The following is a 25363-nucleotide window of genomic DNA, read 5'->3' as shown; positions in this document are numbered from 1 at the left end:
CCCGAATATGACGCTGAGCCCGCACCACCGTGGTACGGACTCAGAGAGAATGGCTTAACCTTTGACGGCGCCTGCGACCATGCCCTGCATGATCGATCGTTGGAATATCAAATAGATAATAATCGTCGGCACGACCGCTATCGCCAGCGCGGCCATCGTCAATTCGTAGTCGGTCATATAGCCCGTTGCGAACTGCGACAGACTCAGCGGCAACGTCTTAAGCGCCGGCTTGCTGATGAACACGAGCGCGAAGGAGAAATCGTTCCAGAACCGCAGGACAGCTAGAATACCCACCGTCGATAACGCCGGAGCAGACAGCGGAAGCATGATTTTCGAGAAAATCCCCCAGTATCCCAGGCCGTCGAGATGTGCCGCTTCTTCGATTTCTTTCGGAAAAGTGTTCATGTATGCCTGGATGATAAAGATTGCGATTGGCAGCTCGAACGCAACGTACGGGAATATAAGCGCACCGTATGTGTTGAGAAGATGAATCTTGTTCATGACGATGAACAGCGGAACGAGCGTGCTATGGATCGGAATGAGCATGCCAAGCAGGAATATGCCCATGACAGCTAACTTGAAACGGAACTGGAACCTGGACAGAATGTACGCGGCGAGCGCGCCGATCGCGAGCGTAAGCACGAGCGACACGCCTGTCACGATGACGGAATTGAGCATGCTCGTTCCCATATCGGATACTTTCCACGCACGGGCGAAGCTGTCGAACTTCCAACTGGTCGGCAGTTGGAACGGACGGGAGTAAAATTCCTCGTTCGACTTGAATGCACTAATGAACAACCAGTATAGCGGATAGAGCGTGACGAGCGCGTAAAGGGTCATCAGACCGTTCGCGAGTCCGCTGCTGAAACGGCGACGCAACATGTGAGGTCCCCCTTAACGGTTTTTCGATTTCATGAGATATTGGCTGCCGGCGACCAGGATCAAGCTGATGATGATGATTGCGGTCGATACTGCGCTGCCGTAACCGAAACGGTAAATCGCGAATGTATTATTGTACATATAAGACGCGAGCAATTCTGTCGAATGAGCAGGACCGCCTCCGGTCATGATATAAATCAAGTCGAACGACTTGAGACTGCCGGAGATACAGAGGACTACAGCGACTTTGATCGTGTCCCATATTAATGGCAAAGTTAGTGAGAACAGTTTGCGGGAGCCTTGGGCTCCGTCGATTTTGGCTGCGTCGTCAATCTCGCTTGGAATGTTGTGAAGCGCAGCTATGAACATGACCAAGTAAGGACCAATGTAGTTCCATATAATTGGGACCATGAGCGAATACATCGAGATGTCCGGGTCGCCTAGCCATTGACGCTTCCAAGCTCCGAGGCCGAGACTATCCATCAGGAAGTTTAAGATACCGATTTCCGGGTGATAAATATAGCCCCAAATGATACCGACGACAACCGACGACAACACCATGGGCATGAATACTGCAGTTCGGATGAACTTATGGATCCAAGAGTTTTTGAGCAGTAACAATGCGAGCACGAGCGCGATCGGCACTTGGCCGAACACGGATGCGACAACGACGAGCATGTTGTTTTTTAATGAACGCCAGAACACTTCGTCATGAATAATTTCCGAATAATTCTCGAAGCCGATGAATTTCGCGGCGCCGATCCCTTTCCAATCGAAGAAACCATAATAGGCAGACCATATAATCGGGACAATGACGAAGAAAGAAAACAAAAGCAGCGCAGGGAGAAGACCGATAACGATAAATCTTCTGGTGCGTACGGCAGACGTCATAACGCCCCCTCCATTTCGATCGCTAGTAGAATGGTAATCCGTTCTCCCCCCAGCCTTACGCTAAAGAGGAAGAACGAATCCCTAGTGAATTGTTGTTGTGTGAAGATTATTTCGATTCCTTCTCGATTGCTGCCTGAACCTTCTTCGCGATTGCTTCCGGCTTACCGCCCATGAGCAGCTCTTGCAAGCCATTGTTCAGTTCGTCGGCTACTGCGGAGGACAAGACACCGTCATATACTGGAGTACGAGTAACGCTGTTCACAAGCTCATATACTTCGGCGAAGATCGGAGTAACCTTCGATTTATCAAGATCAACTTTGTAGCTTACGAGTTGGTTGCTTTCCAGAACGCGTTTCTGAGCGTCCGGACCAGCCATCGCGAACATGAGATCGTATGCCGCTTGCTTCTTCGCGCCATCTACTTTCGCGCTCATGCCGATACCCGTTCCAACGACACCGGAGATCGTGTTCGGATCACCTTTGCCGCCGGGGATGGAAGGCAATACGGTCGCACCCATCTGATCAAGAGCTTCCTTCGAAGCCGAAGCCGCTAGATTCGTCAATGCCCAACCGCCGTCGATCATCATAGCCGACTTGCCTTGAGCGAAGTATTGTTCCATTTGCGTATTGTCGATGGAGTTGAAGCCTTCTTGGAATGCGCCTGCATTACCGAGCTCTTGAAGGTAAGCGAGCGACTGCACGAACTCAGGATCCGTGAATTTCGCGCCATCTTGCGCTGCCGCTTTCAAGAACCATTCCGTACCCGTCACGCGGTCGGCCAGCGAGCTGAAAATACTCGATTGCGCGAGCCATGCCGCTTTGTTGCCGAGCGAGATTGGCGTAATTTTCTTTTCTTTTAGTACGCTAACAGCGTTCATGAGATCGTCCCACGTCTTCGGAGGCTGCAAGCCGTTCGCTTCGAGAATCGATTTGTTATAGAACAGAATCGAAGTCGGAGACAACGCGATCGGTGCGCTGAAGATGTCTTGTCCGATCGTGAAGCCATCAAAGGAGCCTGGGAGGAATCCTTCTTTCCACTCCGGCTTGCTGTCCAGCAGCTCGTTCACCGGTTGAAGCAGGTTGCCAGCTTGGAATTCCTTCGTCATAACGCCCGGCCACATAACGAACAGGTCGGGCATTTCATTTGCTGCCGCAACCGTTTTAAGTCGCGTGCGGTAGCCGTCTGGCGGAATAGCCTGAACGTCCAGCTCTACTTCCGGGTGATCCTTCTGATACTGCTCGATGATGGAGCGCATCGTTTGGGCGCGTTGATCGTCGCCTGTATAGTTGTGCCAGATCGAAAGCGTTACTTTCTCCTTGCCGCTGTCATCGGATGAGCCCGGAGCCTTGCCCGCTTCGTTGTTATTGCCGCAAGCGGCTAGTACGAGTGAGGCGGTGACGAGCGATGTAGCAACTATAGAAAGCTTCTTGTTCATCTGAAAATCCCCCCAGATTAATGTTTGTAGTCTTCTGCAACAGTGTTGCGATGGAATACCTTAAGTATAAGCCCGTCTATTGCGGAGAGGCAGGGGACACACTTCAGATCGAGGGGGGACATCGATCAGGTCTTATTGCGGTATTCGGACGGCGTCTGCCCTGTCGCCTTCTTGAACAGCTGCCCGAAATATTTGACGTCCTCGTAGCCGACACGGCCCGCGATATCGCTGATCTTGATCGGGGTGCTGTCCAGCAGCTCCTTGGCGCGGGTAATGCGTTCCTTCGTTACAAACTCAATATAGGTAAAACCGGTCTCCCGTTTGAATACTTCGCTGAAGTGGTTCGGATTCAGATGAACATGCTTCGCCACCTGCTGCAGCGTTAGGTTTTTGTCCAAGTGGTCGTTAATGTACGCAATCGCTCGTTTGATATACGATACCCGCTCTCCAGACATCATTTCCGTGTACAGGTCCATGATCGACTTCAGCAAGCGGAACAATGACTCGTGCACATTTTCCGAACGGTTGAGCAGGTCTGTGCGTAACTGCTCGGCCATGGGAGTCGGCCCCCCGACCGTTGCAATGACCCTCTCCAGCCAACGTCGTCCAGACAGAACGATCGATTGTAAATACGCGTGCATAGTGTCCGGCGTCACTTCGGGATCAGACAGCTGGGCGGACACCGTCTCGTCGACCCAGTGGCGCAGCTGGATCACGCTTCCGGACTTTGCGATGGCAATGAACTTCGTCTCCTCCTCTTCTGAGCAGACCGTCTTGCCACCCGCCCTGTCCTTCACCATCTCGTACCGGATGAACGCGTCTTCTTTGGAAATAGATAGGTACGTGAATGCGTGCTCGGCTTCCTCAAATGATTGCTTCAATTCGTCGATCGACCTTGCGGCAGAGCTGGCGGCCACGAACAGTCTGCACTTGAGCTTCCTGCTGACTCTTCCGAGCTCCTTCTCCAGCCTCTCGGAGGCTGTCTCACCGCCTGCCTTAAGGTTCACGACAACGAGAACCCGATCCTTATGCAGCAGCGTCTCGCAAGGCAATATCTCCTGTACCATGTTGGCGACGGCAAAATGCGCTAGCGACAAGTCCTCCGGCCGTCCTCCCCAACCGCTCGCTGACAGCAGCAGCACCTGCAACGACAGGTTCTGCTCCGAAAGTCCAAGACACGGCAGCAGAACGCTGGCCGATTCGACCGACTGATCGCTTAGCGTTCCTTCTCTGGCCAGCTTCTCGAGCAGACGGTCACGGACCGCCGATCGGCCGCGGCTCTCCTGCTTAATGGACTCCCAGCGCAACTGCAACCGCTGCTTCGCCTTCATCGCCGCTCTGATGATTTCTTCGGGTCGGCTCGACTTCAGCAAATAATCACTCACCCCTTCGCGGAGTGCTTGCTGGGCATAGGAGAACATATCGTAGCCGGTCAATATAATAATTTCCGTATCCGGCCATCTCTTCTTTATCTCGGCCGCCAAGCCGATACCGTCCATGCCCGTCATCTGTATGTCGGAGAGTACAATGTTCGGCTGTTCGTCCTGGAACCGGTCCAACGCTTCCTCTGCTGAAGCGGCGGGCGGGAGAAGCTTGAAGCCAAGCTCCTCCCAATTGATGACGGTGCTGAGTCCGTTGCGGATGATGACCTCGTCGTCCACGATCATGATTTTCATAACATTGAATCCTCCGTTACCGGCAGCGCGAACGAAATTTTCGTCCCAACGCCTACCGTGCTTTCGATTTTTAGCCCCGCCTCGGCACCATAGTGAAGCAGCAGCCTCAGGTGCACGTTCCGAAGTCCGTAATGGTCCTTGGACTCGCCTCTCGTATCTTCCGGCTCGCTCAACCGGGCGAGAATAAGCGCTAGCTTGTCCGGCTCGATGCCCGCCCCCAAATCTTCCACGGTGAACACCATCGACGACGCTTGCAGATTCGCGTACACGCTGATCTCCCCCCTGCCCGGCTTCTTCAGCAAGCCATGGACGAGCGAGTTCTCGATGAGGGGCTGGAGCAACAGCTTCAGTATCTTCTTGCGGTACAATTGCGGATCGATCGCGAACTCGATGTCGAACTGATCCGGGTAGCGGATCGCCTGAATGTTCGCGTAATGGCGTACGTGAGCGATCTCCTGTTCGACGGAAGTGAACTGGGCGCCCTTGTTGAGACTGAAGCGAAGAAAATCGCTTAGGTTGCCGACCATATCTGCCGTCTGGTGATCCTTGCTCATTAGTGCCATCCAATGGATAGACGAGAGCGTATTGTATAGAAAGTGGGGATTGATCTGCGCCTGCAGCGCCTGCATATCGGCTTCCGTCCTTATCGCTTCGTTGCGCTTTACCTGGTCGGTCAACGCCTCGATTTTGACGCTTAGCCTGTTGTAGCTGCGCACAAGCTGACCTACCTCATCCATCGATTCCACCGGATACATGCGCATCGGCTCCTCCGGGTCGGTCTTGTTCAAGAAATTCGTCAGCATGCGAAGCGGACGGGTGAGCCGTTGAACGAAGAACACGACGAGCACAACGATGGCCAGCAGCGAGACGCCGACTGCCGCGGCGGTAAGCGTAAGCACGTATCGGTTCTGCGCCTTGTAGTCGGCGAATGGAATGACGCCGATTAACGTCCAGTCGGCCTCGGACAGCTTACGATACAACACCGTCTTCTTGTCTCGCCCGATTCCGTAGTTGACGGAGCCTGCTCCTTCTTCAAGGCGCGACAGCTCCGGCAGAATGTTCGCGATGTTGTTCGGAAGCGGGGACATCGAGCCCGACAGGACGTTGCCCTTCCCGTCAATGAGCAGCATGAAACCGTTAGCGCCGATACCTGATTTCTTGAGCGTATTCTCCACTACCCTCTCATCAAGGCTGATAACGAGCTTACCCAAGTTTTTGAACGAATTCACGTTGCGGATCGGACGAATGAGCGAAATGATGTTCTTCTTCCCCGCCGCCGTATGAATCGGATAAAGCGACGTCCACCAGTAGGGATGATTGGCGAAATAATCCGGATCGTGAATCGTAATGTCGGGTACGCTTACCTTGAATATTGTCGTGTTGGACACTGGAAGCGCCTCACTGGCGGGATAAATCGTAATATCCGATATATAGTTTTTGGAATACATCAGGTTGGATAAAAATTCAGTCATACGATTCTGCCGCATGTTCGCTTCTTCCTCTGAGACGTTCAAATATAACTGAACATCCTTGTTGCCGATAAGGAACAAAGAACTGTTCTCGATGTCGCGCATAATAAACTCGAGGTTAGAGGCCATCTGCTTCATGATGCTCATGCCCGATTCCTTCTGTTTTTTCTCGGTTATATCGGAAGCGATAAAATAAGAAAACAAGCCTAATGACAATAGAGGCAACAAAATCGAAATGAGGAGCAGGAACGTGATTTTGCGCTTCAACGATCTTCTGAACCAGCCGTTCATGCCGTCCATACGACCTCCATCCGTTCACATTTATGTTCATTCATATAGCAGCTTTACTACATATACTGAGCAATTAAGCCAAAATAAACTCCCTCTCAGAAGAGAGGGAGTATACCGTTCATTCACACGTCGTAATTGACGACGTAATGATGCAGATCCGTATCGTACAAGCCTTCGCTGTATTCGACCGGCTCGCCGTTCTCGTCGTAGGAGTAGCGCGCTCGCTTCAGCAGCGGTTTGCCTGTTCGGAGCTCGAGCGCCTCCATTGCAATTTCAGAAGCGCTGGCGATAACGGAAAATTCGTCGCGGTACTTGTCCAGCGTCACTTGACGCTCTTCGAGCAAGTCGTACAATGATTGCTCATTCAAGTCGTTAGGTTCGATCCCGGACACCTTGTCAGTCAAATAATGCGTGTAGTAAATGTAAGGCGCACCGTTAAGCCGGTATAGGCGCTCGATCTTCACGCATCGATCGCCAAACAATTGCCTGGCGACCGAGCCTTCCTCGGTCAGGATGACTTCCGCGGCAAGCAGCTCCTTGCGGATGCGGTATCCTTCGTCGACGAGCACCTCCGTAAACCGCTTCAGCTTCGACAGCTTCGAGGTCGAAGTGCTGCGAATGACCTTCGTGCCTTTGCCGCTTCCTTTGTCCACGTAGCCATCTTGCACGAGCTCCTTGATGGCTGCGCGCACCGTAATTTTGCTGACGCTAAATTCCGCTTCCAGTTGCGGCTCGGAAGGAATCAACGTGCCTACCGGGTAAGTCCCGTGAAGAATTCGGTCCTTCAATACGCTCATGACCTGCAAGTAAAGCGGTTTGTTGCGAGAACGCCGCACAGGCGGCACCTACCTTTCCACGTCGCCAATGGCTCCCGTCATGGCGCGAATAATATCTTGCTCACCCGACAACGGCGTATCTCCGCTAATCGTATGAGCGAGCATGGCTGCCGCGACCGCGAAGCGGACCGTACGGTCCGGCTCGAATAAGCTAAGCTCGCCATGCAGGATACCGCTTGCGAACGCGTCGCCCGCTCCAATTCTGTCGTGTACGGCGAACGTAACCGGATCAGCGAAGAAGAAGCCGTCTTTGTACAAATAACCTTGCAGCGTATGCGTGTTATTCTCGTTGATGGTTCGATGTGTCCCCGCGATCGCGGAGATGCCGTATTTACTTGCGACTTGAGGGATCAGCTCGGTCAACTGCTCGTACCGCCCTGTTTGTTCCGTTGCCATTCCAAGCGTTCGTATGGCGTCTTGCTCGTTCATCAGGACGATATCGGCCAGGGAAAGCATCTCTTCGTAATAAGGCCGCGCCTTCACATGACCGTCTTCTCCCCAATGACCCGGACGATAGTTGCAATCGAATACGATCCGGCGGCCCTTCGCCTTAACCGCCCGTGCCAATGCGATCAGATGGCTGCGGACGAGGTCGTTCATCGCCAGCGTTATGCCGCAAAAATGCGCGATGTCAACGCGCTCGGCGATTGCATCGTAATCGTATGTTCCGGCAGGCGCCGTGTTAAAGCTGCTTGCCTGACGATTGGAATAAGTGACCCGGCCAGGGCGTGCGCCGAAGCCGTTCTCGAGAAAATACATGCCGACGTATTGCCCGGACCTGACGACGAAATCCGTCGACATCCCCAGCTTGCGCGCGAATGCTTCAGCCGCGTCTCCAAGCGGATTACCCGGCAACGTAGTGACGAGCTCCGAGCGATGCCCGAAGCGAGCAAGCGCGGAACCGACGTTAACGCCCGTTCCGGAGAACGAATAATGCAAGCTGCTTGCCTGTGTCAGCAGCTCGTAACCCGGCGTCTGCAGCCGCATCATCACTTCGCCGAAGACGGCCACTGCCTTACGATCGTCACGGTTACGTTCAGCCATGGGCGTCAACCAATCTCTTCATCGTAGCCAGCAGCGTCTGTACGTCTGCCACGTTCGTCTTGCCTGTCGCCTTGTCGATGATCGACGAGTAGACATGGGGAATGACCTGAGGGACGCCTGCTTCCAGCGAGATGCGCAAGATCGGTTCGAAGTTATCCATGTCAATGCCTCCCGTAGGCTCAAGCGCGAAGCCTTCCTCGCCGCATGCTTTCGCTACTGCCCGAAGCTCGTCTTCCCGGCTTAATCCGTTCATCGGGAAATACTTGAGCGCGTTGCCGCCCATGTCCCGGACGAGCGCGATCGCGGTCTTGACCGGCACGATTGCTTGCTCCGGCTGAGCAGCGCTGTAGGGTCCAGTCGAGATGTTGACGTACCCGGCTTGCCCCGTCGGCGAGACAAGGCTGTTGATCCAGCTATCTTGGCCGTTCAAGCCCGCTCGAGTGGCGCCGACCGCCGGGAATACTTGGTTAATATGCGTGCCCGGATAATATTTCGCAATCTCCGCTACGACCGCCGCTTGCCGATTGTCTCCCGCTCCGAGACCGATGGAGACAGCGTCTTCGATAGCCTCTCCATACTGCTTCATCGCTTCGACGGCTGCTTCGACAGTAGAATAGTCTTTGGACAGAACGCCAACAAGCACATGCCCTTCTGCGGCATCGAACACTTCTTTGGCATTCTCTACGCTGTTCGCAAGCACATTCAGCGCTGCGCGGCTATTATACAATCGTCTGTTCATGTTGGACATATTAGTTGCCTCCCGTTAGCTTGCTAATAGTTGCTGCAATCACGTCAATGTCGTCGCCGAGCAGCGGACGCGGATCGATGTCGAAGTAGCCCTGCTTCACGCCGTAGTCGCGCGTATAGATAGCGATGTCGCCGTTCTGCAGCCGCTGAACGACTTCTTTGGCCGATGTGCCCGTCAGCGCCGGATCGATCTGAATTCTAGCTCGGAATATCGCCCGCCCCGCCTCGTCCTGTACGATCGTCACTTGAACGCCCGGTTGTTCGCCGAGCGGCATAAGCGCTTGAAGCGATGCCTTCTCCCGCTCGCTGTTATCCGGTTTGTCCAGATACTCGTCCAGCGCTTGGAGCAAGCCGAACGTCGTCTCCTTGCCGACCTTCATGCTGCGGCCGATACCGTGCAATTGGACCTTCACCATCTCTACGTACTGGCGTTTGCCGCCGACAATACCTGATGTCGGCCCTTCGATCGCCTTGGAGCCGCTATAAATCGCCAAGTCCGAGACCTTCACGTACTTGCGAATATCCTCTTCCGCTGCCGCATCGACGATGAGCGGCACGCCGCTCTGCTGCGCTACCTCCCATGCCTCCTCAATAGAAATCATGTTCTTCTGCACCGTGTGATGCGATTTCACATACAAGATCGCGGCCGTACGTTCGCTGATCGCATCCATGATATGCTCGGCTTTGCCTTCGTTCGCATAACCGACTTCCAGCAGCTTGCCACCGCCGAGGAATACCATCGTCTCCACCGGCGCTCCGTATTGAACATTATGACCCTTCAAAATAATGATTTCGTTCTTTTCGATCGGATCTTGGTGCAGCCGTTCGCTTTTCCGCCGATTGCCTTGCGTTACGACACCGGCCACGCATAACGCGATGCCGCTGGAAGCAGAGTTGACAACGACTGCCGCTTCCGATCCGAGAATGCCGGCGATATGATCGCCCGCCTTATCAACGAGATCGGCGATTTCCACGTAGCTTTGCCCCCCGCGTTTCATCGCATCCATAACCGTGTCGGTTGGTGCCGATACCCCGAGGATGCTCATGCGTCCGCTTGCGTTAATGACACGCTTCAATCCATATTTAGCATTCAACAAATCTGCCATTGACGATTACCCCTTTTGCCTCAATATGTTGATCTCCCACACGCATCTCCCCTTCGGAGTCGATGAACTCCGTCTTCTCATGCTTCACGGTGAAAAAAGTAAGATGCGCTTTGTCGCCGACTTGGATACGTCCGAGTTCGGGCTTGTTCAACCAGTTCGCTGCCCGAACGGTAACGGCGTCAACCACATCGGCTAGCGGGTAGCCCAATAATAAAAACTTGGACATAACATGCGCCAAGCTGTGAACGGGACCTCTCAGTCGGTTGCCTCTATAGATATCGGAGCTAATGGTGTCGAACCTGATCCCGCTCTCCTTCGCGGCCTCAGCCGTCTTGAACGAGAAGCTGGCTGTGCCATGTCCGACGTCCATACGCACCCCTCTGGCGATTGCTTCCTTAAGCTCCGGCAACGGTTGCCCGGCATCGTCGAACAAATTGTTGCTCTTCCCGTTCAAATAATGCGTTACGACATCGTTCTCCTTCAACAACGGCAATATATCCTGGATCCGAGGCGGCGCCGAGCCAATATGAACCATAATCGGCAAGCTCATCTGATCCGCCATTGCTCTAGCTATCCGCAGCGGCTCTATGCCGCATTCCTTCACGACGCTCCCGCTCATTCTTGCTTTCAAGCCGACGATGAAGTCTGGGTAGCTGCGAACGGCTTCTACCGCGAGTTCGCGGTCGATCCAGCCGAGGTCGGACAGCTCGTCAATCCGATGCAAGCCGATCTTCGAGACGTTCAGCAGCGCGAGCACGTTCGTGAGCGCTTGTTCCCGGCTTGACGCCAAGTCGCCGATCCGATCCGCCCCGCAGCTTCCAGCGTCGACGATCGTCGCGACTCCTTGCCCCACGCCGATCTCGTCGATCTCGTCTCCGTACGGGCTCAGCTCGGCGAACGCGTGAACATGCACATCGATCCAGCCGCTGGAAACAAACAGTCCAGAGCCGTCTCTGACGTCAATCCCATCATTCGCGCGGCCGGCAGCCGTTACTTCCGTAATGATACCGTTCTCGACGGCAATATCGATTGCTTCGCCATTCGCTCGCTTAACGTTGCGCCATACGATCCGTTCTTGCTTCATGCAGCTCACCTTCAATCCAGTTAAGATTATAACGTTATAATGTTTAAAGTACACTGATTTTAGGCTCAGGTCAACAAACATTATAATGTTTGCTTGTTCAATAGAAAAAAACCGCAGAGGAAGTCCAGCTACGGCGCGGACTTCCTCTGCGGTAAAGTTTATTGTTCGATCATTTTTAATTATTGATTCAAGTCCGGACGGTTGCCCGTAACCAAGTAAACGACGCTTTCGCCAATATTCGTCGCATGGTCGCCGAAGCGCTCCATATAACGGCCGACGAAGCTAAGCAGCGACGCCTGAGCGATATTGCGGGGGTTCTCCATCATGAGCGAGAACAGCTCGCGCGTGATTTGACCGTACAACGCATCGACCAGATCGTCGTCCTTCGCCATTTTGTAAGCAAGATCAACATTCTCGAGCACGAAGGATTGGATCGACTCATACGTCATCGTCTGAACGATCTCCGCCATGCGCGGCAAATCGATCAATGGCTTAATAAGCTCTTGACCTTCAAGACGCAAGACGACCTTCGCCACGTCAACCGCAAGATCGCCCATGCGTTCCAGATCGCTGGCAATCTTGAACGCCGACAAAATGCGGCGCAAATCCTTCGCAACCGGCTGCTGCGTCGCAATAAGACGCGAGCCGATCTCCGTAATTTTTTCTTCCATTTGATTCAATTGCGGATCTTTCTTAATAACAAGCTTAGCCCGCTCTACATCAACGACCTTGAGCGCTTCTATGGAGTCAACAAGCGCGCCCTCTACGAAGCCGCCCATCTCCACAAGCAAATTATGAAGCTGTTCCAGTCCTTGATCGAATTCCTTGCGTTTCGTCATCACAGCTAGTTTCCCCCTATTAGGTATTCGTTCAATCGCGAATACAGTTGCGGCTTAGCCGAAACGTCCGCTAATATAATCTTCCGTGCGCTGATCGGTCGGGTTGGAGAACAGCTTCTCCGTATCCGAATATTCAATGACCTCGCCATTCAAGAAAAATACCGTTTGGTTGGAAACCCTTGCTGCCTGATGCATATTGTGCGTAACCATAACGATCGTATATTTATCCTTCAGCTCCTGCGCCAGCTCTTCGATCTTCAGCGTGGAGATCGGGTCAAGCGCCGAAGTCGCCTCATCCATGAGCAAAATATCAGGGTTCACCGCAAGAGCGCGCGCAATGCACAGACGCTGCTGCTGGCCGCCGGATATGCCGAAGGCGGAACGCTTCAAGTGGTCCTTCACTTCATCCCAAAGCGCGGCCGACTTCAGACTCGTCTCAACGATTTCATCGAGTTGCTTTTTGCTCGATACACCATGCAGGCGCGGACCGTAGGCAACATTATCGTAGATCGACTTAGGAAAAGGATTCGGCTGCTGGAACACCATGCCCACCTTCTTGCGGAGTGTCTCGACATCTACTTCGTTCGAATAAATTTCCGTTCCGCCGATGGCGATGCCGCCCTCGATGCGCGTGCCGGGAATCATATCGTTCATACGGTTGAGCGTGCGGAGCAGCGTCGACTTGCCGCAGCCGGACGGGCCGATGAAGGCGGTGATCGCTTTCTCCGGAATCGTTAGCGATACATTTTTGAGTGCATGGAAAGTGCCGTAAAACAAATTCAACTTGTTAATATTAATGAGTGCTTCCATTTCGCTCGTCTCCTCCAACCGTTATTAAACGTTTTTGCTATATTTGTTGCGAAGCAGTATAGCCGAGAAATTCATAAGCAGCAGCAGCGCCAGCAATACGATAATGCCGCTTGCCGCAAGCTCCTGGAACTCCACCTTAGGCTTGGACAACCAGTTGTACACTTGAATTGGAATAACGGTGAAAGAATCCGTAATACCCTTCGGCAAGTAAGCGACGTACGTTAGCGCGCCGATCATAACAAGCGGAGCCGTCTCCCCGATCGCCCTCGACATTGCGAGAATAACGCCGGTAAGGATGCCGGGAATAGCTGACGGCATTACCGAGCGCGCCACGGTTTGCCACTTGGTCGCACCTAGCGCGAACGAGGCGTCGCGGCGAGACTTCGGCACGGCGCGAATCGCTTCCTGCGCCGACACGATGATAATCGGCAGCACGAGCAACGTCATCGTAAGCGCGCCTGCGATCAAGCTCTTATCGAGCGCCAGAAGCCTTACGAACAAGGCGAGGCCGAGAATGCCGTATACGATCGAAGGAACGCCGGCAAGCGTACTAATGTTAAGCTGAATGAGCCTTGTAAAGCGGTTTTTGTTTGCGTATTCCTCTAGGTAAATTGCTGCTCCAACGCCGAAGATAAAGGATATCGGCGCCATAATGAGCAGCATATAAATCGTTCCGACAAGCGCGGACTTCATACCCGAGCCGTCCGCCTTGCGGGACGGGAAGTTGGTGAACAAGTCTGGTTGAAGACGTGCAACACCGTCGATCAGTATGTCGATAAGCAGCGCGCAAAGCGCGATTACGCCGATCGAGGTTGCCGTAACGAACAAGATATGCAGCAGCCAGTCCGTTCTGCGGCGGCCGGCAATTTGCTTGCGGTTCGCATCGTGAAAGATGTTCATATTAATACTCCTCCCTGAATCTTCTTGCTACGTACTGGGCAAGAATATTAAGCAAGAACGTGATGACGAACAACGTCATGCCAACTGCAAATATCGAGCCGTATTCGATCGTACCGTGCGGCGTATCGCCTAAGCTGACTTGAACGATGTAGGCGGTCATGGTCTGAATGCTGTCCAGCGGATTCACCGTCATGTTCGGCGTCGATCCCGCTGCAAGCGTCACGATCATCGTCTCGCCAATAGCCCGTGAGAATGCAAGTACAGCAGATGCTACGATACCCGACAGTGCGGCAGGAACGACTATCTTAAGGGCAACCTCGAACCTGGTAGCTCCAAGCGCATAAGCGCCGTCGCGCAAGCTGCGCGGTACGGACGACATCGCGTCCTCGCTTAGCGAGCTGACCATCGGGATAATCATGATCCCGACGACAATTCCGGCGCTGAGCGCATTGAATATGCCGGCGCTTGGGAATACGCTCTGAATAATCGGCGTAATCAAGCTTAGCGCGAAATAACCGTATACGATCGTTGGAACGCCTGCGAGCACTTCAAGAATCGGTTTAATGACCTTCCTTACTTTTTTGGGCGCATATTCCGATAAGTAGATGGCACTTGCAAGACCGATAGGCACGGCAACAAGACAAGCAATGACAGTAATCATAAGCGTTCCGGTAAGCAGCGGCAGCACTCCGAAGCTCTTAGGCGGGATTAGCGGCGACCATTTTGTTCCGAACAAAAAGTCCGTGATCGGGATCGTTTTGAAAAACTGGATCGTTTCGGTTAAGAGCGTTACAACGATTCCGATCGTTGTCATGATGGATACGGACGCGCATAGAAACAGCAAGATTGGCATTACTTTGTTCATGATGCTGACGCGCTCGTTTTTGAATTTATATGCATTGACTTTTGCAGATGCGGTTTGCCCTTTATCTTTGCTTTGCAGAGCTTCGCTTTGCATGCCGGCGGCCTCCTTCTTGCCATTTACAATTCATTAACATATGCGGCGTGAAAAATGTGATGTCTCGCGAGACATCACATATTCATCACCAAGCGTAAACGGCTGTTGCCGTCCATTGGCGGCATAAGCATCGTTTCGCGGATGAAATATAGGCCAGTATAACAAAGAGCATTTTATACTTTCCTATATTTCAAGTACGAGCTTATTTATTATTGGATTTTGGCAGCTTCTGTTGCGTATTGCTCATCTGGCAGCGACACGTAGCCAACTTCACCAGCCAATGCTCCGATGTTTTCAATGTAGAACTTAGCGAATTCTTTCACTTCAGGACGCTCAAGCTCTTTGTTGTTCACGTAGATGAAGAGCGGGCGGGACAATGGCGCGTAAGTGCCGTCTTTGATCGTGTCGTACGAAGGCTCGATTGGACCGGAACCGCCGTCAACCGGAACGACTTTCAGCTTATCGGCGTTTTCTTCGAAGTATGCGAAGCCGAAGTAGCCGATGCCGTATTTGCTGCCTGCTACACCTTGAACGAGTGCGTTGTCGTCTTCGCTGAAGCTGATTGCTTTATCGTTGCGAATGCCTGCTTTTTCAAGGATTGCTTCATTGAAGTAGTCATAAGTGCCGGAATCAGCGCCTGGCGAGAACATAACGATCGGCTCTGCAGGCCATGTGTCGCGAACGTCTTTCCAAGTAGCAACCGTGCTGCCTGTTGTGAAGATTTTGTTCAACTCTTCAACAGTCAGGTGGTCTACGAAATCATTTTCTTTGCTAACGACAACCGACAGACCGTCGAATGCTACCGAAAGCTCCGTGTATTCGATAGCTGCGTCCTTACAAGCCGTTGCTTCTTCGTCCTTGATTGGACGCGATGCGTCTGCAATTGCAATCTCGCCAGCGCAGAACTGCTTGAAGCCGCCGCCTGTGCCGGATACGCCGACTGGTACGCGTACATCCGAATGCTCTTTGTTGAACTCTTCAGCCGCTGCTTCCGTTAATGGAAACACTGTGCTGGAACCGTCTATTTTAATTTCGCCCGACAGCTTAACCGCTTCTTCAGTTGGCGCATTTGTTGCCGTGTTGTTCGTAGCTGCTCCGCCGTTATTCTCCGAACCGTTATTTCCGCTATTGGCGTTATTGCCGCAAGCTGCTGCGAATACGATCAACATGGACATCATCAACGTTAGTACAACTTTCTTTTTCCCCTTAAACAACTCTACCACTCCTCTTAATTTATCTAGTATGGGTTTCCCCTTGCAAGATCAATACTACTAGCCGTTTGTAAATCCGGTACTTGCTTTTTGTAAACTTCATGTTAAAAATACGACTGCCGCAATTTCTCCATTTCATCGGCGACATGGATCGACTGGCGATGCGCTTGCTCCGACAGCTCCCCGACTTGCTTCGCGCTTCCGCGATTATTCGCGGCCGCCTGGAACAAGCGATTGAACGCTTCAACCGCAGCGAGCACGTACGCTTCGCTATCCTTCGTCTCCGACCGGCCCGAGCGCGTAAGCGCCGCGGTCTCGCCGATCGCATCGACGATTGACTTAGTCAGCATTGTAATCTCTCCGGCCAGCTGCTTCGTCTGGCCTGCCAGCTTCATGACCTCGCCGGCCACAACGGCGAAGCCGCGTCCTTGGTCACCCGCACGCGCTGCTTCTATAGAAGCATTGATCGCGAGCAGATTGCTTTGATCCGCCAACTCGCGGATCACCTTGGTCACGCGGCTGATGGAGCCCGCTTCTACTTGAAGCTCGTTCATGCGCTGCTCTTGACGCTGTGAAGAAGTCGCTATCGATACGAAAGCGTTGCTTACTTTGTCCAGCTCATTCTTGCCGCTTAACGTCAGATCAACCATCTCTACGGACAGCGATTCCCCTTGTTCGGTAGAGCCTCGGACGGCGCTTGCCGCCTGCTCAATCTGTCTTACCCGCTGTTCCGCCGATTGAATGATGCGGCGCTGCGCATGAACCGCTTCCTGCTGCAGCTCTCTCGACATCTTAAGCATGTCCGATACGGTCAGCACGCCAGCCAACAATCCGTCCTGCTGCGTCACGATGACGCAATCATAGAGGATGCTCTCATCGCGGCTGAGCGCGCTGTCAATGATCTGCTGCGGCGCATCCGCTCTATGTACCATTAACGGGCTTGTATCCATCAGCTTCGTTACAGGCTTCTCATAGTACAGATCGGCGCTGAACCGATGACCCAGCTTTAAGAAAAACCGGTTACGCATCATGAGACCGACCGGGATCTGATCACCGCTTCGTACGACGACTACGCACTCGCAATCGGGATGCTGCTTGAACACGCTTATCGTCTCGCGGCAGGAGCGCTGTTCTTCAACGGTTGGTGCTCCGCGCATATAATCGGCAATCCGGACGGACCGCTGCTCTGTCATTTCATCTGCTGTTACTTCATTAACTGTTAACAAGGTTTGATTAAGTTCTCTTTCAATAAATAGGAGCTCCGATTGTACCAAAGCTTCTGTTGCAGCTTCGGAAACGACCTCTGCGGCAGATGGTACAACTTCCGATGCAGCCGCTGCCGAAGACTTTCCTTCTTCGTGCTCAACCATTTCTTGCTTCATTTGCTTATCCAGAACGGACACCGTCATTCACGATCACCCTTCCTTCCATATCCTCTCAGAAACACTATAGGTCTCAAGCATCAACTGTAGAGGCGCGAAATGTTATCGGAATGTTAAATTCGACAATAATTGATAAATAGACTTAAGAGTTGCCAGGTTACTTGATCGAATGTGAGCTGTAAGTGCGTATGTGCTTTTATGGCGAAGGAGTAACTTGTCGGGGTGGCGTGTAAGTGCGCATGTGCGCTTACAGAGCCAAGGCGCACAGGCTACTTGTACGAATGTGAGCTGTAAGTGCGTATGTGCTCTTATAGCGAAGGAGTAACTTGTCGGGGAGGTGTGTAAGAGCGCATGTGCTCTTACACGCTTGCTCAACCACAACGAAAAAAAACTGCGCAGCACGTACGGCTTTCGTACGTGTTGCACAGTTTGTTAGGAATATAAGAATGTTACTTCGATGCGCGCTTCAGAAGCTTAATGCTGTGGCCTTCAAGCTCGATTGACGAGCCTACAGCCGCACCTGTCAGCAGTTCCGTGTATACGCGGCCGTCCAGCTCTACCGACTTGCTAGCATCCGTGAAGTTCGAGACGAACACAAAATCCTGTTCGCCGTCCGTACGAAGCTGAGCGGTTACGCCTTCCGGCAGCTCGGACTCGATGACACGTTTCACGCCAGCCTGCTCGATAACACTCGCTGTCAATTGTTTAATGAAATCATTGTCATTGCGCGACGCAATATAATACGCTTTACCCTTGCCAAGCTTGTTAACCGTAACGGCTGGACGTCCTGCATAGAAGTCTTCACCGTACACCGCAAGCGCCTCAGCGCCTTCGAGGTGAATGAGGTCGCAAAGCTCACGAGCAGTAAACTCGCCGCCGAAGCCAAGCTCATTGCCATCGTTCATCACGACGCGGTTCGAGTCGTGATCATGAAGCGAATCGATTTCCTCCGACCAAATGCCCAGCGTCTTGCGAAGCGGACCTGGGAAACCGCCAAGGAAGCAAAGATCGTTCTCGTCGACAATGCCGCTCCAATAAGTCGCGATGAACGTACCGCCGTTCTCGACGAAACGTTCAATGCGTTCGCCAACGCCCGGACGTACCATATAGAGCATCGGAGCAATAAGCACTTTATAGGAATCGAAGCTGCATTCAGAATCAATTACATCAACCGATACCCCTAGATCCCATAGCGGACGGTAATGGTTGTGCAAGGTTTTCTCGTAATGCAAGCCGCCATTGCGCGGTCCTTGCGAATCTTTCACTGCCCAGCGGTTTTCCCAATCGTTAATAAGCGCTACTTCCGGCTTCACCGATGTGCCGACGACTTCCGTCAGCTTCTCCAGCGTTTGGCCAAGCTCGGACACTTCGCGGAAGACGCGTGTGTGCTCGTTGCCAACATGGTCGACAACCGCACCGTGCAGCTTTTCGCTCGATCCTCTGCTCTTGCGCCATTGGAAATATTGAACCGTGTCCGAGCCATGCGCAACCGCCTGCAAAGAAGACAAGATATGAACGCCCGGACGCTTAAGCTTGCTGACCGGCTGCCAGTTCGTCATGCTCGGCGTGCTTTCCATCAGCATGAACGGCTTGCCGCCTTTGAGCGAGCGGAATACGTCATGGTTGAACGCAATCCAAGACGCTAGCGAACTGTCGTCGCCAAAGTTGTCATGCCATGTCGGGTAAGCGTCCCATGAAATCATATCGAGCAGGTCGCTGAACTTCCAATAGTTAAGCGGCTCGAAATCAAGCATGAAGTTAGTCGTAATCGGCAACTCCGGATTAGCTGCACGCAGCGGAGCAATCTCATGACGGCAGAAATCGACCGTTTGATCCGTTACGAAACGTCTCCAATCCACGTTTTGACCATGAACGGCATTCTCGCCGCGCGCAGTAGGGGATTCCACCTGCGTCCAGTTCGTATACGTGTGGCTCCAGAACGTCGTCCACCATGCATCGTTGAGCGCTTCGAGCGAGCCGTATTTATTTTGCAGCCAGCCGCGGAAGGCGTCCTGACAGTAATTACAGTGGCACTCGCCGCCGTATTCATTGGAGATATGCCAGCCGATAACAGCCGGGTGCTGCGAATAACGTTCAGCCAGCTTGCTGTTCATAATCTCTACCTTCTCGCGATAAACCGGCGAGGAGAAGCAGTGGTTATGTCTTGCGCCATGCAGATTGCGAATGCCGCTTTCGGCAACGCGCAATACTTCCGGATATTTCTCCGACATCCAAGCCGGACGCGCGCCGCTTGGCGTTGCAAGCAGGGCAAAAATACCGTTCGCGGCGAACTTGTCCAGCAGCGTATCCAACCACTCGAAAGTGAAGCGGCCTTCCTCAGGCTCTAACGCCGCCCATGCGAAGATGCCTACCGACATCACATTGCAGCTAGCCAGCTTCATTAAACGTATATCTTCCTCCAGCACCTCGGGATACTTCTGCCATTGGTCCGGGTTGTAATCTGCTCCGTGCAGCATTTGCGGTACCTTGCCGCTGATCGGCGGGAACTTTGTTGTCATGAAATGAGCCTCCTATATCTTCTTGTGAATCGTCGTAGTTGGGTAGACTATAATGATATTCATATTATAAAATGAAAGCATCTCCATTAAAATAACAGTATTTTCGCATAGATAACAAAATATGAAACAGGAGTGCTGCATAAAGATGGACACGATGGTCTTCCCTACGCTTACGGAAGCCGATACAACGCTTCCCCTCTACCTTACGAGCATCGGTCATTGGAACAATCAAGAAACGATCGACCGCCCTGACGGATATCCGCATTTTCAGTGGCTGCAGGTCATGAACGGAGCAGGCATTCTTCAGGTCGGCGAGCATAAAATGTCTGTTCAAGCCGGACAAGGCTTCTGTCTCTTACCGGGCGATCCTCATGCTTATTATGCAACGGAAGAGCCCTGGGAAATCTTCTGGCTCAGCTTTCGCGGCGATCTATCGGAAACGATGCTGCGTCAAGCAGGGATTAAGCAATCTGGCGTCTACTCGACAGCCGATCATGATATGATGATGACACATATGAAAAACATCTATGCGATGACGCAATCAGGCCGCTCATTTCTCGGCTTGGAATGCTCTAAGCTCGTTTACATGTTTTTGCTTGATTTGATGAAAGTTATTCTCGTCAGCTCGCAATCGGCAGAGCATCATATATTGAAGCTGAAGCCGGTGCTGAAGTATATTGAAGATAATTATGACAAGCTTATTACGATCAAGGACTTAGCCGCTTGTATCGACATTACGCCGCAATACTTATGCCTGCTGTTCAAGAAAGCGCTGAAGATGCGGCCGCTGGAATATGTGAACCGCGAGCGCATCAACCGCAGCAAGGAGCTTATGTTCCATGAAAGCGATATTAAGATGAACGAGATCGCAAGGCGGGTCGGCTTCGACTCCCCAAGCTACTTCAGCTCGGTATTCAAGCGGCTTGAAGGCCTTAGTCCTGAGCAATTCAAAAAAATTCACGGCATGCGGTAAAATGAGACTAACGATATGAGGAGGTATATTCTCTGCTATGACGAATAAACAGACTGTTTTTAGTACCATAGACGAGCACTCCGAAACTTTCCGCTCCATTTCCCGCTCGATCGGGAGCAGGCCGGAGCTTGGCCATGAGGAGTTCTTCGCTGCGGAGCTGTTAACAAAGGAGCTTGCGGGCTTCGGCTTCGAGGTTACGCGCGGCATTCTTGATATACAGACTTCTTTCATCGCCGTTTACGATTCCGGCAAGCCTGGTCCTACTGCGGGTTTTCTATGCGAGTATGACGCTCTTCCGGAAATCGGCCACGCTTGCGGACATCATCTCATCTGCTCGATGAGTATTGCGGCGGCCGTTGGACTGAAGTCGGTGATCGATCAATTAGGCGGACGAATCCGCATCTACGGCACGCCTGCCGAAGAAACGAAAGGCGCGAAGGTGCCCATGGCTGCAGCCGGCTTATTCGACGATTGCGACTTCGCCTTAATGGCGCATCCCTACTATACCTTCGAGCGTTCCGGCGAATCGCTTGCGCTTGACGCCATTCAATTCGAATTTACGGGCGTTGCCGCTCACGCCGCTGCAAGCCCGTACGAAGGCGTGAACGCGCTCGATGCCGTGCTTATGCTGTTCAATAGCATCAACGCGCTTCGCCAGCAATGCCGCAGCGACGCTCGCATTCACGGCATTATCGACAACGGCGGCAAAGCGCCGAACATCATTCCCGATTATGCTTCGGCCAAGTTCTATGTGCGCTCCGCTTCACGCGCCTACACGAACGAGCTAGCAGAAAAGGTACTGCGCTGCGCCGAAGGAGCCGCTCTGCAAACGGGATGTACGCTAACAACGAACAAATATGAGTTTTCGTATGACGAGCTGCTTACGAACGAAGTACTATCGGCTCAATTCAACCAAAATCTGATCGACGCCGGTATCCTTCCCGAAGAGATTGCATTCGGCAAGGACCACGGATCACTCGATCTCGGCAACGTATCCGTTCGCTGCCCGGCCATTCATCCCTACGTCAAAGTAGTCGAGGAACGATTCCTGCTGCATACGGAAGCGTTCCGTGACGCAGCTATGACAGAACGAGCGTACGACCGCATGTTGTTCAGCGCCAAAATGCTTGCTGCGACGGCTTATGACGTATGCGCCGATCCCGCCCTGCTCGCTCGCATCCGCGAGGAGTTCGAGCGGCAGACGAAGCAGCCATGACGGCAATCTCACAGCCTCCCGACGATAACAATCGCTGCGACATCTCGCAGCTCTGCTTGCTCGCGGGTAAGATCATCCTCCAGAACGGCGGTGAAACCTACCGCGTGGAGGATACGATGGTTCGCATCGCAGCCGCCTGCGGCGTCTCGCAATCGCAAAGCTTCGTGACGCCTACCGGGATTATTTTCGCCATCGAGGGCACTGCCCATACGACAAGACTCATCCGTATCTCTGAGAGATCGACCAACCTGTTGAAGGTGACGCTTGTTAACGATATTTCGAGGCAGATTAGCCGCGGAGAAGTGACGCCCGAGGAAGCCTACCTCATGCTTCAGCGCATCGATTCAGGCGACAGCGGCTATAGCTACCCGAACTGGCTGAGGGTCGTCACCGCCGCAATTGCCAGCGGCTGCTTCCTCATTATGTTTCAAGGCATTTGGTCGGACTTTTGGCCCGTCATCGTTTGCGGCGGCATCGGCTATTTATTTTTCGTGACGCTCCACCGTATCGTCCCGATTACATTCTTCGCCGAATTTCTGACCGCTGTCCTAATCGGCCTGCTTTCCGTGCTTACCGTCCATGTCGGCTTCGGCACCGATCTGGACAAAATTATTATTAGCTCCGTCATGCCGCTCGTTCCCGGACTTCACTTGACGAACGCAGTACGGGATCTTATGGCCGGACATCTTGTATCCGGTCTGTCAAAGGGGGCGGAGGCTTTTCTGACCGCCTTCGCAATAGGGGCCGGCATCGCAGCGGTGCTTTCATTTTATTAACGGATATTGAATGAGAAGCCTGAGAGGAGAAGGTACGGAGTGGACATATTCGCACAGCTCGTAACGAGCTTTATCGCTTCTGCTGCATTCGGCCTCATATTCAACGTGCCAAGAAACGCGTTGCTGCAGTGCGGCGCCGTCGGCATGCTCGGCTGGCTTATCTATGTAATGGCTACCGACCTTGGCATGGATGCGATACCGGCTACGCTGATCGCCGCCTTCATCGTCTCTGTCGTCAGCCAGCTGTTCTCCAAGCTCTATAAAATGCCGATGATCGTATTCAGCGTGTCCGGCATCATTCCGCTTGTGCCCGGCGGCATTGCGTACGACGCCATGCGCAATGTCGTGGAGAATCAATATGATGCCGCTGTAGAGCTAAGCGCCAAAGCGTTCATGATCTCAGGCGCTATTGCGATCGGTCTTGTATTCTCGGAAGTGATCGGTCAAATGATCAAACGATCGGAGCGCCAACGGCAATAATCGGGGGAGGTATCGGGGGAAGATGGATACGTCATGGATTGATCAACACGGCAATATTATTGCGTCTCGGATTGTAAGCAGAGACATGTTATACAAAGGTATGAACGGGAAGTCGGTTGAACGCATTAATCCAACAGACGCAGGCAGCTTCATCTTCAAGCCGCTTACGAATGACGGCCAATCCGGTGCGGAGGCTTGGGTGTATGAGCATATTTTGCCTCGCTTGCAGCCCATCTACCCGATGCTGCTGGCGAAGTCGCCAAAAGATGTCGCCCCCGAGCATAGCTGGACGTTATTTGAGGATCTTGGTCCACTAAGCCATCAGTTCGAGCTCCGGGCGTCATTAGCACTAATCCCGCATATGGTCTCTTGGCATGCGTTAGCGATCGATATCCCCGCATTCTCTTCCTTGCAAGGCCCAAAACCGAATGCTGATCATGTTGCAGCCGAACTTCTGGAGGATCGCGCAAGCTGGTTTAGCCTAGCCTCCCAACTTCATCTTCCTCAGCATGGCATCAGCCTTGTACTCGATACGTTAGAGCGCGAGGGGCATAAGCTGCTGCTCGATCAACCGCTCGTTTTGTCGCATGGCGATCTTCATCTCGGCAACTACGCTATCGTTATGGGCAACATAAAAGTGCTTGATTGGGAGCATGCTCATCTGAACATCCCGTATTGGGATTTATATCATGTCATCGACATGTCTCATCCGACATTTCCGAAGGAAATGACCATTCCTCACAGAGAGCGTCTGCTAGACGAATATGTAGCTTTGACTGCAACGACGCCTGCCGAATTCAAGCGAGGTTATTATTTGTTCGCAGCCGTCTACTCGCTATGGATGCTCCGCCTCATCGCCAAGGATATCGAGTCGGATGCCGGCATTTGGCCGCTGCACCAATTGCGACGACAGCTGGACGAGACAATCGCCAGCTTCCTCCAATGCGCCAAGCAGCTATGAGCCGTTGCTAATGCGAAACGCTGGCATACCTGGCTCGCAGCGCCGCAATATCCCTCTCCAGCTCCTCGGCCGTAGGCATCGCGAGCCGTTCGGCAGCGCTTGAGAGGCCAGCTTCTGTCTGCCCCTCGCTCACGATTCGCCGCAGCTGCCGCGCGAACGCTTGACCGGCCTGCGGCCCTAGTCCCGCGAGCTCCTCCAGACTGGCTGTACTGCCAGCCTCCACGAGCGGATATTCGCTGACATTGCCAACCTCATCGGCACGTGCAGCACCAGCAGCCCGCTCATAGAAAGAACGCACAAGCTTCGCCCGCTCCGCTCCCGAGCCTTCCGCGACAACGAATGCCTGCACAATGAACGCATGCGTCTGCCTTCGTTGCGCAATGCCGCAGAACTTCAGCCCTCCAATGCTCAGATCGTAATCGCCTGGACAATAAGCGCCCCCGATTTCTCCCTTGTCCACCTGTTCTCCCGTCATTCGCAGCGCTTCCTGGATGAAACGATACATCAGTTCAAAGTCATTATGGTAATGCATGTGGTTCACGCTAGGCTTCGGCATAATAAGAGATACGTTGACGACTCCAAGATCTAACGGGACGGCCGCTCCCCCCGAATGGCGTACAGCCGTGCGCCAGCCGCCAGCTTCAAGCCACCCGCGCGCCTCGTCCGCATGGGGAAGCCTGCTGTCGCGCATTCCGAGGATGAATGCTTGCGGATGACGCCATAGATGGCATATCGACGGGCCGCCTTGCCCCGTTCGTCGACATAACCAATCGTCAAGCGCGAAGGCGTGCAGCGGATCAAGCTCCCTCACCTCGTTCATTCGATCGAGCAAGAGCATACCGCTCATCCTATCCTTCAGCTCCTGTTGCCATTCCATAAT

The 25363-nt window shown here is 53.1% G+C and carries 23 protein-coding genes; 5 read left to right on the top strand and 18 right to left on the bottom strand.

What is annotated here, in order from left to right; all coding sequences use genetic code 11:
* Positions 1–54: 54 nt before the first annotated feature.
* The 17 genes from V8F51_RS05450 to V8F51_RS05370 form a co-directional block, all read right to left on the bottom strand.
* The gene (locus V8F51_RS05450; protein ID WP_337099068.1) at positions 55–882 is read right to left on the bottom strand and encodes a carbohydrate ABC transporter permease; all 828 of its coding nucleotides are present in this window, start codon (positions 880–882) and stop codon (positions 55–57) included.
* A gap of 12 nt (positions 883–894) precedes the next feature.
* Positions 895–1770: a carbohydrate ABC transporter permease gene (locus V8F51_RS05445; protein WP_337099067.1), complete on the bottom strand. Its 876-nt coding sequence runs from the start codon at positions 1768–1770 to the stop codon at positions 895–897.
* Positions 1771–1876: 106 nt separating this feature from the next.
* A complete protein-coding gene (locus V8F51_RS05440) occupies positions 1877–3205 on the bottom strand; it encodes an extracellular solute-binding protein (protein ID WP_337099066.1) in 1329 nt (442 codons plus the stop codon).
* A 125-nt stretch (positions 3206–3330) separates the two neighbouring features.
* Complete coding sequence (locus V8F51_RS05435) at positions 3331–4881, bottom strand: response regulator (RefSeq protein ID WP_337099065.1); 1551 nt, start codon at positions 4879–4881, stop codon at positions 3331–3333.
* Positions 4878–6650 (bottom strand): sensor histidine kinase, encoded by a 1773-nt coding sequence (locus V8F51_RS05430; protein WP_337099064.1) that lies wholly within the window; start codon positions 6648–6650, stop codon positions 4878–4880. The genes V8F51_RS05435 and V8F51_RS05430 overlap by 4 nt, the downstream gene beginning before the upstream one ends.
* A 113-nt stretch (positions 6651–6763) precedes the next feature.
* A complete protein-coding gene (locus V8F51_RS05425; RefSeq protein ID WP_337099063.1) occupies positions 6764–7477 on the bottom strand; it encodes a GntR family transcriptional regulator in 714 nt (237 codons plus the stop codon).
* Between the two features lie 9 nt (positions 7478–7486).
* Positions 7487–8521, bottom strand: coding sequence for a sugar kinase (locus V8F51_RS05420; protein ID WP_337099062.1), 1035 nt, complete (start codon positions 8519–8521; stop codon positions 7487–7489).
* Positions 8514–9269 carry a 2-dehydro-3-deoxy-phosphogluconate aldolase gene (gene dagF / locus V8F51_RS05415; RefSeq protein WP_337099061.1) on the bottom strand — a complete coding sequence of 252 codons (756 nt, stop codon included), beginning with the start codon at positions 9267–9269 and terminating at the stop codon, positions 8514–8516. The genes V8F51_RS05420 and dagF overlap by 8 nt, the downstream gene beginning before the upstream one ends.
* A 1-nt stretch (position 9270) precedes the next feature.
* Complete coding sequence (locus V8F51_RS05410) at positions 9271–10374, bottom strand: DgaE family pyridoxal phosphate-dependent ammonia lyase (RefSeq protein ID WP_337099059.1); 1104 nt, start codon at positions 10372–10374, stop codon at positions 9271–9273.
* Positions 10352–11458, bottom strand: a complete 1107-nt coding sequence (locus tag V8F51_RS05405) for an amidohydrolase/deacetylase family metallohydrolase (protein WP_337099058.1) — start codon at positions 11456–11458, stop codon at positions 10352–10354. Before V8F51_RS05405 ends, V8F51_RS05410 begins: the two co-directional genes overlap by 23 nt.
* Positions 11459–11637: 179 nt before the next feature.
* The gene (gene phoU / locus V8F51_RS05400) at positions 11638–12297 is read right to left on the bottom strand and encodes a phosphate signaling complex protein PhoU (protein ID WP_337099057.1); all 660 of its coding nucleotides are present in this window, start codon (positions 12295–12297) and stop codon (positions 11638–11640) included.
* Positions 12298–12351: 54 nt separating this feature from the next.
* Positions 12352–13107 (bottom strand): phosphate ABC transporter ATP-binding protein PstB, encoded by a 756-nt coding sequence (pstB, locus tag V8F51_RS05395; protein ID WP_337099055.1) that lies wholly within the window; start codon positions 13105–13107, stop codon positions 12352–12354.
* A 24-nt stretch (positions 13108–13131) separates the two neighbouring features.
* On the bottom strand, positions 13132–14007 hold the full coding sequence (pstA, locus tag V8F51_RS05390; protein WP_337099054.1) for a phosphate ABC transporter permease PstA: 876 nt from the start codon (positions 14005–14007) through the stop codon (positions 13132–13134).
* 1 nt (position 14008) lies between these two features.
* The gene (pstC, locus tag V8F51_RS05385; RefSeq protein ID WP_337099372.1) at positions 14009–14872 is read right to left on the bottom strand and encodes a phosphate ABC transporter permease subunit PstC; all 864 of its coding nucleotides are present in this window, start codon (positions 14870–14872) and stop codon (positions 14009–14011) included.
* 302 nt (positions 14873–15174) lie between these two features.
* Positions 15175–16179, bottom strand: a complete 1005-nt coding sequence (locus tag V8F51_RS05380) for a PstS family phosphate ABC transporter substrate-binding protein (protein ID WP_337099052.1) — start codon at positions 16177–16179, stop codon at positions 15175–15177.
* A gap of 101 nt (positions 16180–16280) precedes the next feature.
* Positions 16281–17585: a methyl-accepting chemotaxis protein gene (locus V8F51_RS05375; RefSeq protein ID WP_337099051.1), complete on the bottom strand. Its 1305-nt coding sequence runs from the start codon at positions 17583–17585 to the stop codon at positions 16281–16283.
* A 422-nt stretch (positions 17586–18007) separates the two neighbouring features.
* On the bottom strand, positions 18008–20077 hold the full coding sequence (locus V8F51_RS05370; protein ID WP_337099050.1) for a beta-galactosidase: 2070 nt from the start codon (positions 20075–20077) through the stop codon (positions 18008–18010).
* Positions 20078–20222: 145 nt separating this feature from the next.
* On the opposite strand from V8F51_RS05370, the gene V8F51_RS05365 reads away from it, so the two are divergent.
* The 5 genes from V8F51_RS05365 to V8F51_RS05345 are packed head-to-tail and all read left to right on the top strand — an operon-like array spanning position 20223 to position 24483.
* A complete protein-coding gene (locus V8F51_RS05365; RefSeq protein WP_337099049.1) occupies positions 20223–21050 on the top strand; it encodes an AraC family transcriptional regulator in 828 nt (275 codons plus the stop codon).
* A gap of 37 nt (positions 21051–21087) precedes the next feature.
* Positions 21088–22266 (top strand): M20 family metallopeptidase, encoded by a 1179-nt coding sequence (locus V8F51_RS05360; RefSeq protein WP_337099048.1) that lies wholly within the window; start codon positions 21088–21090, stop codon positions 22264–22266.
* Positions 22263–23042, top strand: a complete 780-nt coding sequence (locus V8F51_RS05355) for a threonine/serine exporter family protein (RefSeq protein WP_337099047.1) — start codon at positions 22263–22265, stop codon at positions 23040–23042. Before V8F51_RS05360 ends, V8F51_RS05355 begins: the two co-directional genes overlap by 4 nt.
* Positions 23043–23081: 39 nt before the next feature.
* Positions 23082–23522 (top strand): threonine/serine exporter family protein, encoded by a 441-nt coding sequence (locus V8F51_RS05350; RefSeq protein ID WP_337099046.1) that lies wholly within the window; start codon positions 23082–23084, stop codon positions 23520–23522.
* Between the two features lie 22 nt (positions 23523–23544).
* Entirely contained in the window at positions 23545–24483 is a 939-nt protein-coding gene (locus tag V8F51_RS05345; RefSeq protein ID WP_337099045.1) for a phosphotransferase, read from the top strand.
* 7 nt (positions 24484–24490) lie between these two features.
* Here V8F51_RS05345 and V8F51_RS05340 read toward each other — a convergent pair whose 3' ends face one another.
* Positions 24491–25360 carry a lipoate--protein ligase family protein gene (locus tag V8F51_RS05340; RefSeq protein ID WP_337099044.1) on the bottom strand — a complete coding sequence of 290 codons (870 nt, stop codon included), beginning with the start codon at positions 25358–25360 and terminating at the stop codon, positions 24491–24493.
* Positions 25361–25363: the final 3 nt, after the last annotated feature.

The sequence above is a fragment of the Paenibacillus sp. YIM B09110 genome, assembly GCF_037167145.1.
In the GTDB taxonomy this organism is placed as follows: Bacteria; Bacillota; Bacilli; order Paenibacillales; family Paenibacillaceae; genus Pristimantibacillus.
Note: the sequence above shows the minus strand (reverse complement) of the source record. Positions and strands in the feature narration are given on the sequence as shown.

Bases quoted from the DNA above. Each gene is read 5' to 3' on its own strand.
- V8F51_RS05450 (WP_337099068.1), bottom strand. From the start codon at position 882: ATGTTGCGTCGCCGTTTCAGCAGCGGACTCGCGAACGGTCTGATGACC.
- V8F51_RS05445 (WP_337099067.1), bottom strand. From the start codon at position 1,770: ATGACGTCTGCCGTACGCACCAGAAGATTTATCGTTATCGGTCTTCTC.
- V8F51_RS05440 (WP_337099066.1), bottom strand. From the start codon at position 3,205: ATGAACAAGAAGCTTTCTATAGTTGCTACATCGCTCGTCACCGCCTCA.
- V8F51_RS05435 (WP_337099065.1), bottom strand. From the start codon at position 4,881: ATGAAAATCATGATCGTGGACGACGAGGTCATCATCCGCAACGGACTC.
- V8F51_RS05430 (WP_337099064.1), bottom strand. From the start codon at position 6,650: ATGGACGGCATGAACGGCTGGTTCAGAAGATCGTTGAAGCGCAAAATC.
- V8F51_RS05420 (WP_337099062.1), bottom strand. From the start codon at position 8,521: ATGGCTGAACGTAACCGTGACGATCGTAAGGCAGTGGCCGTCTTCGGC.
- dagF (WP_337099061.1), bottom strand. From the start codon at position 9,269: ATGTCCAACATGAACAGACGATTGTATAATAGCCGCGCAGCGCTGAAT.
- V8F51_RS05410 (WP_337099059.1), bottom strand. From the start codon at position 10,374: ATGGCAGATTTGTTGAATGCTAAATATGGATTGAAGCGTGTCATTAAC.
- V8F51_RS05405 (WP_337099058.1), bottom strand. From the start codon at position 11,458: ATGAAGCAAGAACGGATCGTATGGCGCAACGTTAAGCGAGCGAATGGC.
- phoU (WP_337099057.1), bottom strand. From the start codon at position 12,297: ATGACGAAACGCAAGGAATTCGATCAAGGACTGGAACAGCTTCATAAT.
- pstB (WP_337099055.1), bottom strand. From the start codon at position 13,107: ATGGAAGCACTCATTAATATTAACAAGTTGAATTTGTTTTACGGCACT.
- pstA (WP_337099054.1), bottom strand. From the start codon at position 14,007: ATGAACATCTTTCACGATGCGAACCGCAAGCAAATTGCCGGCCGCCGC.
- pstC (WP_337099372.1), bottom strand. From the start codon at position 14,872: ATGAACAAAGTAATGCCAATCTTGCTGTTTCTATGCGCGTCCGTATCC.
- V8F51_RS05375 (WP_337099051.1), bottom strand. From the start codon at position 17,585: ATGACGGTGTCCGTTCTGGATAAGCAAATGAAGCAAGAAATGGTTGAG.
- V8F51_RS05370 (WP_337099050.1), bottom strand. From the start codon at position 20,077: ATGACAACAAAGTTCCCGCCGATCAGCGGCAAGGTACCGCAAATGCTG.
- V8F51_RS05365 (WP_337099049.1), top strand. From the start codon at position 20,223: ATGGACACGATGGTCTTCCCTACGCTTACGGAAGCCGATACAACGCTT.
- V8F51_RS05360 (WP_337099048.1), top strand. From the start codon at position 21,088: ATGACGAATAAACAGACTGTTTTTAGTACCATAGACGAGCACTCCGAA.
- V8F51_RS05355 (WP_337099047.1), top strand. From the start codon at position 22,263: ATGACGGCAATCTCACAGCCTCCCGACGATAACAATCGCTGCGACATC.
- V8F51_RS05345 (WP_337099045.1), top strand. From the start codon at position 23,545: ATGGATACGTCATGGATTGATCAACACGGCAATATTATTGCGTCTCGG.
- V8F51_RS05340 (WP_337099044.1), bottom strand. From the start codon at position 25,360: ATGGAATGGCAACAGGAGCTGAAGGATAGGATGAGCGGTATGCTCTTG.